The following is a 14142-nucleotide window of genomic DNA, read 5'->3' as shown; positions in this document are numbered from 1 at the left end:
ACTTGTGCACGCGACACGCCGACAGAAGCGTGCACAAGTGGCATCTCGCAGAGGGGAGGGAGGGACTCGGGGCGTCATATCGATTCGACCGGCAGGGGCACCGCTGGTTGGATACCGAGCATGAGTAGGCATGTCGTCGTCGTCGGGGCCGGGCTCTTCGGAGCCGCCACTGCGCTGCACCTCGCGCGCGGGGGCGCCCGGGTCACACTGGTCGAGTCGGGGGACGCGGCGCGCGGCACCACGGCGGCCGGCGCGGGCTTCGTCGGTCTCTGGGCCGCGGGCTACGCCTGGTACTGGAACGAGTCCGAGCGCGACCTCGAGCAGTACGGCCTCGACTTCTACCGAGCCCTCGCCGTCGATCCGGACCGCGGCGGCGTCGACATCCTCCTCCGCGAGACCGGCAGCGCCTGGCTCGCCGTCACCGAGGAGGGCGTCCGCGACCACCTCGGCCCGCTCGTCGAGCACCCGCTGCGACCGCTGGGCGCGCGCGAGCTCTCGCCGCAGGAGGCCGCCGAGCTCGTCCCCGGCCTCGACGCGAAGGCGGTCACCGGCGGCTTCCTCCAGCCCGACGGCATCCAGATCAGCGCGCCCGACGCCGGCCTCGCCCTGATCGCCGCGGTCCGCGCGGCCGGCGTCGAGATCGTCGAGCACGCGCCCATCACCGAAGTCCTCACGACCGACGGCCGCGCGAGCGGCGTGCGCACCGCCGACGGCCGCACCTTCTCCGGCGACAGCGTCGTGCTCGCCGCGGGCTCCTGGACGAACGAGCTGCTCGCCCCGCTCGGACGCCGCCTCCCGCTGGCCCGCATCGTCGCGAGCCGCCTCACCACGGCGCCCTTCGGCCTCCCGCACCTGCCGACGCTGATGCTGCCCGAGCTCGGCGGCCTCTGGGTCCGCGAGCACCTCGGCGGCCTCACCTACGGCAACGGCGTCGGCTACGAGCCGCTCGACGAGGCCGCCGCCGACCGCCGCCCGCAGCGCACCGACCTCGTCGAGGCGATGGACGCGCACCTCGCCCCGCTGATCGCCCGCCTGATCTCCGCCTCCGCCGACGCGCTGCGCGAGACCGAGTGGACGCAGGGCGTCGTCTCCTACACCGCCGACCGCCGCTTCCTGGCCGGCCCCGTCCCCGAGCTGCCCGGGCTGTTCGTCGCCGCGGGCGACAACGAGTCCGGAGTGACGCACGGACCCGGACTCGGCCGTCTCGTCGCCGAGCTGGTCCTCCACGGCCGCACGACCCTCGGCGACGCCGAGCGCTACGCCCCCGCCCGCTTCGCCGCTCGGCAGTTCCCCGACGAGGCCGCCGTGCGCGCGGCGATGCCGGCCCGGCGGCTGGTCGACGCGGTGGGCGCCCGGTGAGCGGCCGCGACGTGGTCGTCGTCGGCGCGGGCCTCGTCGGCGCCGCCACCGCGCGCGCCCTCGCCGAGCGCGGCGACCGGGTGCTGCTGCTCGAGCGGTTCGAGCGCGGCCACGACCGCGGCTCCTCGCACGGCGAGACCCGCATCTTCCGCCGCGGCTACGCGGAGGACGACTACCGCGCGCTGACCGGCCGGGCCGCCGCCGAGTGGGCGCGGCTCGAGCGGGAGTCGGGCCGGAGCCTCTTCACCGCCACCGGCGCGATCGACCACGGCGACGCCTTCGCGCTGCTCGCGATCGAGGAGGCCTTCGCCCGCGACGGCATCCCGGTCGAGCGGCTCGACGCGGCCGAGGCCGCCGCGCGCTGGCCCGGCCTGCGCTTCGAGACCGACGTGCTGCTGCACCCGGAGGGCGGACGGCTCGACGCCGCCGCGGCGATCGAGGCGCTGCTCGGCTCCGCGGAGTCGCACGGCGCGTTCGTCCGCGCGAGCACCGGCGTCCGGGCGATCGAGGAGCGCGAGGGCGGCGTCCGCGTCGTCACCGACGAGGGTCCGCTGCTCGCGGACGCGGTCGTCGTCGCCGGCGGATCCTGGACGCCGGGACTCGTCGGCGGGCTGGTCGCCGCGGCCGGCCGCTCCCTCCCGCCGCTGCGGATCACGCAGGAGCAGCCCGCGCACTTCACGACCGATCTGCCGCTCGACGCCTGGCCGAGCTTCGTGCACCACCGCGGCGACGAGCCGACGATCTACGGCCTGGCGACCCCGGGCATCGGCGTGAAGGTCGGCGAGCACGGCACCGGCCGCGTCGTCGATCCGGACCACCGCGACTTCCGCGCCGAGCCCGAGCGGCTCGCGCGGCTCGTCGAGTACGTCGCCGACTGGCTGCCGGGCGTCGACGCGGCGAGCGCCGACCCGATCTCCTGCCTCTACGACATCACGCCGACCGAGGACTTCGTGCTCGACCGCGTCGGCCGTGTCACCCTCGCGACCGGTTTCTCCGGCCACGGCTTCAAATTCGGGCCCGTGCTCGGCGAGCTGCTGGCCGACCTCGTCGACGGCACCGACGCGCTCGACCGCTTCCGGCTCGCGACCCTCTGAGCCCTCTTCTTCACCTGCCCCGACCACTCCCCCGCACCACGGACGAAAGCAGCAGCATGCAGACACTCCGCGCCCTCGGCGTACTCGCCGCCCTCGGCACCGCCGTCGCCCTCGCCGGCTGCACCGCCCCCGGCGCCACTACCGGCGACTCCGCCTCGGGCGAGCGCCTCGTCATCGGCACGACCGACTCGATCGTCTCGCTCGACCCGGCCGGCGCCTGGGACCGCGGCAGCTTCACGCCGCAGAACCAGATCTACCAGCACCTCCTGAGCTACGCGGACGGCTCGACCACGCCCGTCCCCGAAGCCGCCGAGGAGTGCGGCTTCGACGACGCGACGACCTACCGCTGCTCGATCGCGCCCGGCCTGACCTTCTCCAACGGCGACGAGCTGACCGCGTCGGACGTGGTCTTCTCGTTCCAGCGCGTCGTCGACATCGCCGCGGACAACGGCCCGTCGCCGCTGCTCGCGAACATGGAGTCTGTCGCGCAGGACGGCGACGACGTCGTCTTCACCCTCGCCGTGCCGAACGACCAGACCTGGCCGTACGTGCTCTCGAGCATGGCCGGGCCGATCGTGGACGAGGAGGTCTTCCCCGCCGACGCACTGCTCGACGACGCCGACGTGATCGGCTCCGGGCCCTACTCCGTGCAGAACTACGAGGCCGGCGGACTGCTGCAGCTCGCCGCGAACGAGTCGACCTCGAGCCCCGCGCCGAAGACCGCCGACGTCGTGCTGCGGCCGTACACCTCGTCGACCAACCTGCGGCTCGACGTGGAGAACGGCGCCGTGGACGTGGCCTACCGCTCGCTCACCGCGACCGACGTCGAGGACCTGCGCGGCAACGCGGACCTGCAGGTCGTCGACGGTCCCGGCGGCTCGGTGCGCTTCCTCACCTTCAACGTCAACACCCAGCCCGGCGGCACTCCCGAGCAGAAGCTCGCGATCCGCCAGGCCGTCGCCTCGCTGGTCGACCGCGACGAGCTGTCGGAGCAGGTCTACCGCGGCACCTACACGCCCGCCTACTCCGTCGTGCTCGACGGGCAGACCGGCGCGACGCAGGCCTTCGCCGACGCGTACGGCACGACCCCTGACGCGGACGCCGCCGCCGCGATCCTCAGCGCCGCCGGCGTCTCGACCCCGGTGACCCTGCCGCTGCAGTACACCTCGGACCACTACGGCCCGGACTCCGACCAGGAGTACGCGCTGATCAAGTCGCAGCTGGAGTCGTCGGGCCTGTTCACCGTCGACCTGCAGTCGACCGAGTGGACCAGCTACGTGAAGCAGCTCTCGCCGGACGCCGGCTACCCGGCCTACCAGCTCGGCTTCTTCCCGGACTACCCGGACCCGGACAACTTCCTCCGCTCGGCCTACTCGACCACCGGAGCGTCGGTCGCGAACGGCTACTCGAACCCCGCCGTCGACGCCCTGATCGACACCGAGGCGACCGCCACCGACCCCGCCGCACGCGCCACCGCGATCGAGCAGATCCAGGCGCAGACCGCCGCGGACGCCCCGATCGTCCCGCTGCTCCAGGGCCGCGAGACCGTCGTCGCCGCCGCGGGTGTCACCGGCATCGAGGACACCCTCGACGCGACCTACCTCTTCCGCTTCGGAGCCCTCGCGAAGTAGCAGCGGAGCGGCCCCTGCATGCTGGTCGAGTAGCCGCGCAGCGGCGTATCGAGACCCCGCGCCGTCAGCGCTCGACGAGCTCGCCCTCGACCCAGGCGTCGGGGGCGTCCTCGCTGTCCGCGGGCGCGGGCCGCACCCGGCGGTGCTGCGCCGCCGCGACCGCGAGCACCACAAGCAGCCCGAGCGCCGCGGTCGCCAGGGGGCCCGCCGCCTGCGCCAGCGCCGACCGCCAGACGATCTCGATCGGGGCGGTCAGCGAGTCGCCCTGCCACTGATTCGGCAGCACCAGGATGATCGCCGGGATCGCCAGCAGAGCTGCCCACAGGACGAGATCGAGGAGAACGGCGCCCGTCCACCAGACGCGAGCACCGCTCACGCGCGGGACCGCCGCACGGCCTGCAGCACCACCGCTGCGGCGAGCGCGAGGAGGCCGACGGTGAGAGCGGGCGACGCCACGAATCCGAGCAGCATCCGCAGGTACTGCTCCGGTTCCAGCCGCTCATAGACGACGTTGTTCGTGTACGACGCGAGCGTCGACCACCACACGGCCGCGAGGCCGAGCGGGATCAGCACGAGGCCCGCGACGGCGAGCGTCAGCGGCACCCGGCGCCCGAGCGGACGGACGACCGTCGGCGTCGCGGGCGGCGGCTCCTGGGCGACGGGCCGGTCCTCGGCGGCCTCGACGTCAGCGGGATCCGGCACGAACGAGAGGCCGGCGAACGGCGACACCGGCTCGGCCGCCTCCACACGCGGGCCCGGATCCATCCGCGCCACTCGCCCGCCCGGCCTCCGCGGGCGCCGGTACGCCTCCTCCTCGCGGCGGCGCACCTCCGGCGCCGGCCCCTGGTAGCCGCGCTGGTAGGCGGCGTGGAACCGCGGATCCGTTCTGCTGCTGTCGACCATGACCGCCCCCGCCTCGTGCACTCGGAGTCTCATCCTGTCGCACGGCCCGCGGCGGAGCGAGGCGCGGCGTCAGGAACGGCGGCCGGCGCCTCCCGCGGGCAGCGACTCGACGAGGACGCCCTCGCCGAGCTCGAGGTCCTCGTCCTCCGGTCCCTCGTCCTCCACGACGGGCCTGCCCCGACCGGCGCGCACGAGTCCGAGCGCGAGGGTCGCCGCGGTCATCGCGAAGGTCGCGGTGCCGAGTGCCGTCGCGACCGGCCACAGCAGACTCGCGACGATCGCGGCCAGCGGAACCTCGTCGCCGTCGGTGTAGCTCCAGTTGTCCGGTTGCACCGCCGAGACCCAGCAGGCCCCCAGCGCCAGCGCCCAGAGCAGGGCGGTGTAGCCCAGCAGCAGGCCCCACCAGCCCCCTCGCCCGGTCACGAGCGGGCCGCCCGCACGGCGATCGCCGCGCCGATCGAGAGCAGGCCGATCGTGACGGCCGGGCCGGCCAGATAGTTGGTGACCGCGCTGACGAACCGGTCGAGTTCGCTCTGCTGAGCGCTGTAGCCCCCGTACATCGCCGAGGTGGCGGACCAGAGCAGTCCCACCCCGGACACCAGGAACAGCACACCCAGCACGGCGAGCGCGAGCGGGACGCGCCGATCGAGCGCGGAGGGCCGGAGCGCCGCAGCCGCCCCTGTCTCCGTGTCGACCCCGCCCACCGGAGCCTGCGCGCCGTCCGTCTCGACGGCGGGGGCGCTCGGCAGCGCCGCAGCGGCCGGCATCGGCGACGGTTCGGGCGCCGACGCTGGCCTCGGGCGCCGCGGACGGATCGGCCCGGGCTCCTCCGACCTCGTCGAGCGGCGCAGCTCGCCCGCCTCCGCTCCCCGCGGACGGCGGAACCGCTCCTCCGCGGGCGTCGCGGACACTCCCGGCGCCCCCTGCCCCCGGTACCCGCGCTGGTAAGCGGGATGGAACCGCGGATCCGTCCGGGTGCTGTCGGCCATGAAGTCCCCCACTCCGTGCGCGAGTCCCCATCCTGTCGCAGAAGCGCCGCGACCGGCCAGGCCGTCAGCGCACGGAGGCGACGCGCGCGCGGCTCGGCAGGCTCACACAGCCGGCCCCGACGAGCAGCAGGGCGATCATCACCGCGGTCAGCGCGCCCCAGCCGCCCGCTTCGACGACGAAGCCGAGCAGCCAGCCGCCGATGCCCGAGCCCACGTAGAAGGCGATCGTGTAGACGGCGCCGGCGTGACCGCGGAGGGCGGGAGCCGCTCGCGCGCCGGTCCAGGCCGCGCCGGTCGCGTGCACGGCGAAGAAGCCGGCGGAGAAGAGGACGAGGCCGCAGACGACGACCACGATCAGCTCCGAGAGCATCACGAGGAGGCCGACGATCATCGCGGCGACGCCGATCCGCATCAGCACCCGCGGGCCGAGGCGCGGCGCCCACACCCCGGCGAGACGGGAAGTCGCGGTGCCGGCGAGATAGGTGATGAAGAGGAGCGAGACCAGCGCCGGCGGCAGCGCGAACGGCGCGGCCTCGAGCCGGAAGGCCAGGTAGTTGTACACGGCGACGAACACGCCGACGACGAAGAACGTCTGCGCGGCGACCGCGAGCAGGACGGGGTCGCGGAGGACCTGGGCGATCTTGCCGCGCCAGCCGCCCGCCTCCCGCGGCGCCGCCACGGCGCCACCGCGCGGCGCGAGCAGGACGAACGCGACGGCCGCGAGAGCGCAGACGACCGTGACGGCGAGCAGGGCGCCGCGCCAGCCGACCACCGCCGCGAGCGGGCCGGCCAGCAGGCGCCCGGCGGCTCCACCCAGCGTCGTCCCGGAGACGTAGGCCGCGGCGGCGGCGGTGGCACCCGCCCCGCCGACCCGGTCGTGGATCGCCGCCACGGCGAGCGCCGGCACCGCGCCCAGCGCCGCCCCGCTGAGGAACCGGAGCACGAGCAGCACCTCGAAGGACGGCGCGACACAGGCCAGCAGGGCGAGCACCACGGAGGAGAGCACCGCGATGCGCATCGACTCCAGCCGCCCGATCCGCTCGGCGATCGACGCCCAGGGCAGCACCATCAGCGCGAGTCCGACGGTCGCCGCCGAGACCGTCAGCGCCGCGTCCGACGCGGAGATCCCCCACTCGCGGGAGAACTGCGGGAGCACCCCCTGCACCGCATAGAGCTCGGCGAAGGTGGCGACGCCGGCGGCGAGCAGTGCGATCGTCAGGCGGCGCTGCGAGACGGCGGGAGCGTCGACGGCGGGGCGGACGCTGGTGCTCATCCTCCGAGGCTAGAACCGCTGCCAGCGCATGACTAATACCTGTCGTGCGATGACCTATACGCTCAAGGCATGGACGACCCCGCGATCCTCCGGCTGCTGCCGATGCTCGTCGCCGTGGCCCGGACCGGGAGCGTCACCGCGGCCGCCGCCGAGCTCGGCGTGCCGCAGCCCACCGCCAGCCGCTCGCTCGCGCGCCTGTCGGAGCTCGTCGGCGCCCCGCTGCTGCGTCGCGAGGGCCGCGGGGTCGTGCTGACGGAGGCGGGGCGGCGGCTCGCGGAGGTCGCGCAGGACGGCCTGGCGCTGATCCGCGCGGGACTGACCGAGGTCCAGCAGGCCCGCGACCTCGAGGACGGCCGCATCGCGATCGCCTTCCAGACCCTCCTCGGCGAGACCTTCGTCCCCGACGTGATCCGGCGCTTCCGCCGCCGGGCCCCGCGTCGGCTTCGGCCTCCGCCACGGCTCGCGGGCGCTCTGCCTCGGGGCGGTCGCCGACGGCGAGTCGGAGCTGGCGATCGTCGCCGACCCGCCCGAGCTGCCCGGCACCACCACGACCACGCTCTACACGGAGCCGCTGCTCGCCGTCGTCGACGACCGGCACCCGCTCGCCTCCCGCCGCTCCGTGACGGTGGCGGAGCTGCGCGGCCTCGACCTGATCATGCTCTCGCCCGGCTACGGCCTGCACGAGTCGGCCCGACGGCTGCTGTCGTTCGAGGGGCACGACCCGGAGCCGGCCTTCGAGGTCGGCGACTACCGGGCCGCGCGCGGACTGGCCGCGGCGGGGCTCGGCCTGACGATCCTGCCGCCGAGCCCGTCGGCGACGGAGGACGGCGTGCGCGAGATCCCGATCGACGATCCGCGGGCGGTCCGCGAGATCGGGGTGCTGGTCCGGGACACCGGGAATCCGGTGGTGCCGGAGTTCGTCGAGGCCCTGCGGGCGGCGGCCGGAGCGCGGGCGAGAGTCCGCTGACGCTCGAGGACTCTTCTGTCAAGCACAGGCACGCGGGGCTCCTGTGCAGGATGCTCGGAGAGGATCCACTTCCCCCCTCACCGCGCACCACCAGCAGCCAGGACGGTCCCGGTCATGATCCTTCTCCGCACCCACTCCAACCGCTGGATCGCCCGCGCCCGCCGCACCGGCGTCGTCCACGGCCTGATCACCTTCGCCGACGACCTGCCGCAGCCCGTCTTCCGCACGCTGCGCCTGGACGCCGCGACCGGCGAGCGCGTCCTGCTCCGCGACACCGACACCCTCGAGGTCGCCTTCGCGGTGCTGATCGCGGCGGTCGAGCGGGCGCGCCTGGCGGAGGTCGCGGCGCCGGTGAAGAACGAGTCGGACCCCGCGGCGCAGAATCCGCTCGCGCCGGTCGCGGTCCTCGCCGAGCCGGACTCCTTCGAGCCGGACGAGCCCACCGACCCGCTGGAGGACGCCGTCGCGGCGTGACCCGCGCGACGAACCGCGCCGGTTTCGTAAAACCTTCCGAACGATTTCGTCCGTGTGGTTTTAGACTGAGGACATGAGCCGCGACGACCTCTCCGCAGCGCTGAGCGAGCTGCTGCTCGACGCCGGGCTCAGCATGCGCATCACCGGCTTCCGTGAGCTGCGGATCACCACGCCCTCCGGCGCGGACCTGCACGTGCGCCTCATCATCAGCCCTCGACCGCCGACCGCCTCCGAGTTGCGCGACCAGGCCTCGCGATCGACCGACGATGCCGTGACCGGGTTCGTCGTGCCGCGAGCGAATGCGATCGCGCGGCGACTCGCTCTCGACGACCCGCGGCTCGCGCTGTTCGGCACGGACGACGGCACGGTGATCCTGGACAGGCAGGACCTGTCGTTCGCGACGGACGAACGGCCCGCCGTCCCCCGGCGTGTGCCGTACGCGCGCTTCGCCCTCCTGCGCGCGCTGATCAGGACCCGCGAGCCCCGCTCGCAGACGGAGCTCGCGGCGGAGTGCGGCGTCTCGCAGATGTCGATCTCGAAGCTGCTGCGCGCCGACCCGCTCCTCGCCGAGCGGACCGAGCACGGCTGGACCGCCCGCGACCCGCAGGCGCTCGTCCGGCACTTCCTCGCGGAGTACCCAGGCCCGGGCGGGCTCTCCCAGTACTGGTACTCCCTTCGGCCCGTGATCGCGCAGGGCGAGCGAGCCCTGACGACGGGGGTTCCAGCGCTGCTGTCCGGCGACTCCGCCGCCGATCGTCTCCAACCGTGGAGAGTCCCGCGTCTGGCCGTCGTCTACGCCGACCGCGGACTTCCACTCGAACCCGCTGACTTCACGGAGTCGGATTCGCGAGAGGGCACTCTCCTGGTCACCGTTCCGAGGGACCGGACGATCCGGGCGACGGCGACCGCGTGGTACCCGGACGGCCGCGCAGTCGACCCGCTCATCGCCGCATGGGATCTCCGCCGGAGCGGAGGTCCCGATGCCGAGGAGGCTGCGGATCGCCTGCTGACGCGCGAGACGACGGCCTGGACGCCATGAGGTCCGTCACCCTGCCCTCGACCTCGGGATCCGACGACGCCGCCCTGCGCGCCCTGCACGACGCCTCGGCAGCGATGGCCCACCTGCAGGAGGCGTGCATCGTCGGCGGACAGATGGTGGCCCTCCTCTGTGCCGCGTTCCCCAGTGCCGGGATGATCGCTCGGAGAACAGCGGACGCGGACGCCGGCATCTCCCCCGTCATCGCCGCGGCGGGAACGCTTCACCGTCTCCTGCTCGATCGCGGGTACACGCCGCAGCGAGGGAACCACTACACCTTCGGCGATCGTGAGATCGACATCCTCGTTCCCGCGAGGACGCATCTCTTCGAGAGTGCGGAGTACGGCGGGCGGGTCTTCGACAGCGCACCCGGCCTGGGTCTGGCCTTGGCGGAGCTGCTCGAACTCCAGGTGACGGCGGTCCTTCTCGACGGCACTCCGCTCACCTTCCGCACCCGAGTCCCGGGAGTCGAACGCGCCTTGATCGTGAAGGCCCTGTCCTACGAATCCCGCAGAAGCACGAACGACATGATCGACCTCTTCAACCTCCTGCAGATCAGGCACTCGAACGAACCTGCCGAGATCGGAGGCTGGCGGATCGGAGACCGCGCAGACGCAGGAGCGCGACGGGACGCGGCGACCGCGCTGCACCGACTCGCCGGCGCGCCGGGTCTCCGCTTGAGCCTCAGAGGGTCCGACGTCCCGCCTTCGGAGTTCAGCGCACTGCTCCGCAGATACATCACCGCTGTCTGAGATCCCACCGGCGGACCCGCACGGGGCCGACCCTCGACAGGTCGGCCCCCTCCGCACTCAGAGCGTCAGCGTGTGCGCGCCCGAGGAGAGCTCGCGGTCCTCGGTGCCGGCCGTGCGGACCACGGCGGTCGCGCCCTCCGGGACCGTGACGGCCAGCTCGATCGCGTCGCCGCGGCGGTCCCAGCGGACCGAGGCCAGGCCGTGCGGGGTCTCGAGCGTGGACTCCGCCCAGTCGAGGTCGGTGCCGGGCTGCGGGGCGACCAGGAGGCGGGAGTAGCCGGGCTCCAGCGGCGCGAGGCCGCCGACGACGCGGTGCAGCCAGTCGGCGACGGCGCCGAGCGCGTAGTGGTTGAAGCTCGTCATCTCGCCCGGGTTGATGGTGCCGTCGGGCAGCATCGAGTCCCAGCGCTCCCAGACCGTGGTCGCGCCCATCGTCACCGGGTACAGCCAGGACGGGCACCCGCGCTGCAGCAGCAGGCGGTACGCGGCGTCGATGTGGCCGGTCGAGGAGAGCGCGTCGGTGATGAAGGGCGTGCCCGCGAAGCCGGTCGAGATCGTGTAGCCGCTCTCGGCCACGAGCTCGGCGAGGCGGTCGCCGGCCCAGCCGAGCTCGTCGTCGTCGAGCAGGCCGAAGACGATCGCGAGGGAGTAGACGGTCGTGCAGTCGCTGAAGACGCGCTGGTCCGCGACGTACTTGGCGCGGAAGCACTCGCGCAGCTGCGCCGCCATCTCGGTGAACTCCTGGACGTCCTCGGTGCGGCCGAGCACGGCGGCGCTCTCGGCGACGATGCGGGCCGTGCGGTAGGCGCAGGCTGTGGCGACGACGCCGGTGTCGGCCTTCGCATCGGCGGGCTTGTCGGGCGCCGCGTCCGGGTCGAGCCAGTCGCCGAACTGGAAGCCGGTGTCCCAGACCCCCGAGTCGGAGAGCTTCGAGCGCACCCGGCGGGCGTGCGAGGCCATCGACGCGAACGACTCCTCGAGCACGACCGGGTCGCCGTAGGCCTCCCAGACCGCCCACGGCACCCAGGCCGCGGCGTCGCTCCACAGCGCGGTGGAGTCCATGGGAGGGAAGCTGGTCTCGGCCGCGCGGCGCTTCAGCACGTCCGGCACGACGAACGGGACGGCGCCGTCGTGGTGCGCCTGCTCGAGGGCGAGGTCGCGGAGCCAGTCGCGGAGGAAGTCCTCGGCGTCGGCCAGGTAGACGGCGGTCGAGGCGAACGCGGCGATGTCGCCGGTCCAGCCGAGGCGCTCGTCGCGCTGCGGGCAGTCGGTCGGCACGTCGAGGAAGTTGCCGACCATGCCGCGGTAGACGTTGTCGTGCAGTTGGTTGACGAGGTCGTCGGAGCTGCGGAAGGTGCCGATCCGGCGCAGGTCGCTGGAGACGACGACGGCGGTGAGGGCGCCGTCGGCGATCGACTCCCCGGGCCAGCCCACGACCTCGGCGTAGCGGAAGCCGTGGAAGGTGAGGGTCGGCTCGAAGACGTCCGCGCCGCCCGAGAGGGTGAAGCGGTCGGTGGCCTTCGCCTCGCGCAGCGGGCGGACGCCCAGCTCGTCGTCCTCGAGGACCTCGGCGTGGCGCAGCGTGACGACGCTCCCCTCCGGGCCGGTGACCTCGACGCGCAGCCAGCCGACCAGGTTCTCGCCGAAGTCGACGAGGGTGCGGCCGGACGGGCTCGTCCAGATCTTCTGCGGCGCGACCTCGCGGAGGCGGCGGACCGGCGGCGCGATGTACGGCTCGAGCTTCGCCAGGTCGACGTCGAGCTCTCGGGTCGCGGTCCAGGCGGAGTCGTCGAAGCCGGCGCTCTTCCAGCCCTGCGGCTCGAGACGGGCGTCGATGTCCTGGCCGTCGTAGATGCTGTCGGCGGTCGTCGATCCGGTCGCGGCGCGCCAGGAGTCGTCGGTCGCGACGATCTGCTCGGCGCCGTCGGCGAAGGTGATCCGCAGCTCCGCGAAGCCGGCGATCTCGGTGCCGTAGGGCTCGGCGCCCTCGCCCCAGGTCAGCCGGCCGCGGTACCAGCCGTCGCCGAGCGCGAGGGCGAGGACGATCGAGTCGCCCGAGATCAGGCTCGTCACGTCGTGCTCGGAGTAGCGCAGGCGCCACTCGTAGCTCGTCCAACCCGGGGTGAAGAGCTCGTCCGAGACGGGCTCGCCGTCGATCCAGGCCTCGACGATCCCCAGCGCCGAGAGGCGGAGGGTCGCGGAGACGACCTCGCCGTGCCCGGTCGCGAGGGCGGTCTCGCGGCGGAGCAGCGGGGCGGCGTCCAGGGCGGCGGCGGGCGCCGTGAAGCGGGCGGTCCAGTCGGTCATCATCGTCCTTCTGTCAGGAGTGGTCGGGAGTGAGCGGGTGTCAGGAGTGATCGGGGGAATCCGCGGTGGTGGTGTCCGCGGGTGTCGGGCTGGTCTGGTGGTGGCGCGGTGCCCCCGGCACGGAGGAGGAGCGGACGCGCAGCACGGGCGTGAGCTCGAAGTGCACCGCCTCGGTCCGGCCCTCGAGCCGCTCCAGCAGGAGGCGCACGGCACGGTCGCCGAGCTCCTCGCCGGACTGGTCGACGGTCGTCAGCGAGATGCCGGGGTGGCCGGCGACCTCGATGTCGTCGTAGCCGACGATCGCGACGTCGGCGGCGGTGAGCCCCAGCTCGTCGCGGGCCCAGAGCGCGTCGAGGGCGAGCGCGTCGTTGCCCGCGTAGACCGCGGTCGGCCGGTCCGGCGGGCGGAGGAGCTCGAGCGAGCGCTCGTACGCGTCGAGGCGGTCGGTGCCGAGGTGCACGACGTGCAGCTCGTCCGAGAGCCCGGCCGCCGCCATCCGCTCGCGGTAGCGGACGAGGCGCACGGAGTGCGGCGCCGCCGCGACCCGGCTGGTGATCTCGTCGCTGATGGTGAGGTGCGCGATGCGGCGGTGCCCGAGCTCGAGCAGGTGGTCGAGGACCAGGTCGGTGCCCGCGACGTCGTCGTTGGTGACCGTGTCGTAGCCGGTGGAGTCGTCGTGCCGGCCGAGCATCACGATCGGCGTCCGCGCAGCGAGGCGCTCGAGCCAGGCCGGCTCGACCATCGGCGAGACCGCGATCAGCCCGTCGACCTGGCGGTCGAAGAGCGCCTCGATCGCGCGGAAGCCCTCGCCGGAGTCGCTCTGCGCGGGGGCGACGATCAGCTGGTAGCGGCTGCCCTCGAGCGCGGCGGACGCGCCGGTGACGATGCGGTTGAAGAAGGAGTTGCCGAGCGAGGGGACCTCGACGCCGATGGTGAAGCTGGCGCCGCGCATGGCCCGGGCCGCGACGCTCGGCCGGTAGTCGAGCTCGTCGATCGCTGCGGTGACCCGCTCGCGCATCGACGCACTGACGCCGTAGGCGTTGCGGATCACCTTCGAGACGGCGGCTCGCGAGACACCGGCGTGCAGGGCGACGTCCTGGATGGTCGCGGGGCCGCGGCGACCGGTGTCGGTCGAGCTCATCGTCGCCCCCTCGCGTCGTCGGTCGTGCGTGCCTGTGGTGATCGGACGGCGCCCCGATCGGGGCCTCCGCGAACGCCACTCTAACGGTTCACCTGCCATTGTGTAGATCGATCCACGAATTTTCGCAATTTCGTTGACACGTTTCACGAAGCGGACGTAGGTTCTCCCTGCGTCGCCCCGCCGCCCGGCCTTCTCACCGGCCCGGCAGGCAGGTCG

At 73.7% G+C, this 14142-nt stretch carries 13 protein-coding genes and 2 pseudogenes; 8 read left to right on the top strand and 7 right to left on the bottom strand.

What is annotated here, in order from left to right; genetic code table 11:
• Positions 1-120: 120 nt before the first annotated feature.
• The 3 genes from HRK28_RS10365 to HRK28_RS10355 are packed head-to-tail and all read left to right on the top strand — an operon-like array spanning position 121 to position 4084.
• A complete protein-coding gene (locus HRK28_RS10365) occupies positions 121-1359 on the top strand; it encodes an FAD-binding oxidoreductase (RefSeq protein WP_173251397.1) in 1239 nt (412 codons plus the stop codon).
• Positions 1356-2453 carry an FAD-dependent oxidoreductase gene (locus HRK28_RS10360; protein WP_173251395.1) on the top strand — a complete coding sequence of 366 codons (1098 nt, stop codon included), beginning with the start codon at positions 1356-1358 and terminating at the stop codon, positions 2451-2453. The genes HRK28_RS10365 and HRK28_RS10360 overlap by 4 nt, the downstream gene beginning before the upstream one ends.
• Before the next feature lie 56 nt (positions 2454-2509).
• Complete coding sequence (locus tag HRK28_RS10355) at positions 2510-4084, top strand: ABC transporter substrate-binding protein (RefSeq protein ID WP_173251394.1); 1575 nt, start codon at positions 2510-2512, stop codon at positions 4082-4084.
• 64 nt (positions 4085-4148) lie between these two features.
• Here HRK28_RS10355 and HRK28_RS10350 read toward each other — a convergent pair whose 3' ends face one another.
• The 5 genes from HRK28_RS10350 to HRK28_RS10330 form a co-directional block, all read right to left on the bottom strand.
• Positions 4149-4460 carry a hypothetical protein gene (locus HRK28_RS10350; protein WP_173251392.1) on the bottom strand — a complete coding sequence of 104 codons (312 nt, stop codon included), beginning with the start codon at positions 4458-4460 and terminating at the stop codon, positions 4149-4151.
• Entirely contained in the window at positions 4457-4987 is a 531-nt protein-coding gene (locus HRK28_RS10345; RefSeq protein WP_173251390.1) for a hypothetical protein, read from the bottom strand. The genes HRK28_RS10350 and HRK28_RS10345 overlap by 4 nt, the downstream gene beginning before the upstream one ends.
• A 69-nt stretch (positions 4988-5056) precedes the next feature.
• The gene (locus tag HRK28_RS10340) at positions 5057-5410 is read right to left on the bottom strand and encodes a hypothetical protein (protein ID WP_173251388.1); all 354 of its coding nucleotides are present in this window, start codon (positions 5408-5410) and stop codon (positions 5057-5059) included.
• The gene (locus HRK28_RS10335; protein WP_173251386.1) at positions 5407-5754 is read right to left on the bottom strand and encodes a hypothetical protein; all 348 of its coding nucleotides are present in this window, start codon (positions 5752-5754) and stop codon (positions 5407-5409) included. The genes HRK28_RS10340 and HRK28_RS10335 overlap by 4 nt, the downstream gene beginning before the upstream one ends.
• A gap of 286 nt (positions 5755-6040) precedes the next feature.
• On the bottom strand, positions 6041-7249 hold the full coding sequence (locus tag HRK28_RS10330; protein ID WP_173251384.1) for an MFS transporter: 1209 nt from the start codon (positions 7247-7249) through the stop codon (positions 6041-6043).
• Between the two features lie 69 nt (positions 7250-7318).
• On the opposite strand from HRK28_RS10330, the pseudogene HRK28_RS20820 reads away from it, so the two are divergent.
• The 5 genes and pseudogenes from HRK28_RS20820 to HRK28_RS10305 all read left to right on the top strand — a co-directional run.
• Positions 7319-7456, top strand: a pseudogene (locus tag HRK28_RS20820) (LysR family transcriptional regulator); the annotation flags it as partial.
• Positions 7457-7733: 277 nt separating this feature from the next.
• Positions 7734-8216, top strand: a pseudogene (locus HRK28_RS10320) (LysR substrate-binding domain-containing protein); the annotation flags it as partial.
• A gap of 114 nt (positions 8217-8330) precedes the next feature.
• Positions 8331-8690, top strand: a complete 360-nt coding sequence (locus HRK28_RS10315; protein ID WP_173251382.1) for a hypothetical protein — start codon at positions 8331-8333, stop codon at positions 8688-8690.
• A gap of 73 nt (positions 8691-8763) precedes the next feature.
• Positions 8764-9729, top strand: a complete 966-nt coding sequence (locus tag HRK28_RS10310; RefSeq protein WP_173251381.1) for a hypothetical protein — start codon at positions 8764-8766, stop codon at positions 9727-9729.
• Between the two features lie 74 nt (positions 9730-9803).
• Positions 9804-10478 carry a hypothetical protein gene (locus HRK28_RS10305; RefSeq protein WP_173251379.1) on the top strand — a complete coding sequence of 225 codons (675 nt, stop codon included), beginning with the start codon at positions 9804-9806 and terminating at the stop codon, positions 10476-10478.
• Positions 10479-10535: 57 nt separating this feature from the next.
• On the opposite strand, the gene HRK28_RS10300 is transcribed toward HRK28_RS10305, so the two are convergent.
• Together HRK28_RS10300 and HRK28_RS10295 are read right to left on the bottom strand one after the other, a co-directional pair.
• Entirely contained in the window at positions 10536-12785 is a 2250-nt protein-coding gene (locus HRK28_RS10300; protein WP_217274645.1) for an alpha-L-rhamnosidase, read from the bottom strand.
• A gap of 40 nt (positions 12786-12825) precedes the next feature.
• The gene (locus HRK28_RS10295; RefSeq protein WP_173251375.1) at positions 12826-13926 is read right to left on the bottom strand and encodes a LacI family DNA-binding transcriptional regulator; all 1101 of its coding nucleotides are present in this window, start codon (positions 13924-13926) and stop codon (positions 12826-12828) included.
• Positions 13927-14142 lie beyond the last annotated feature (216 nt).

The organism is Rathayibacter sp. VKM Ac-2835 (genome assembly GCF_013266705.1).
In the GTDB taxonomy this organism is placed as follows: domain Bacteria; phylum Actinomycetota; class Actinomycetes; order Actinomycetales; family Microbacteriaceae; genus Rathayibacter.
Note: the sequence above shows the minus strand (reverse complement) of the source record. Positions and strands in the feature narration are given on the sequence as shown.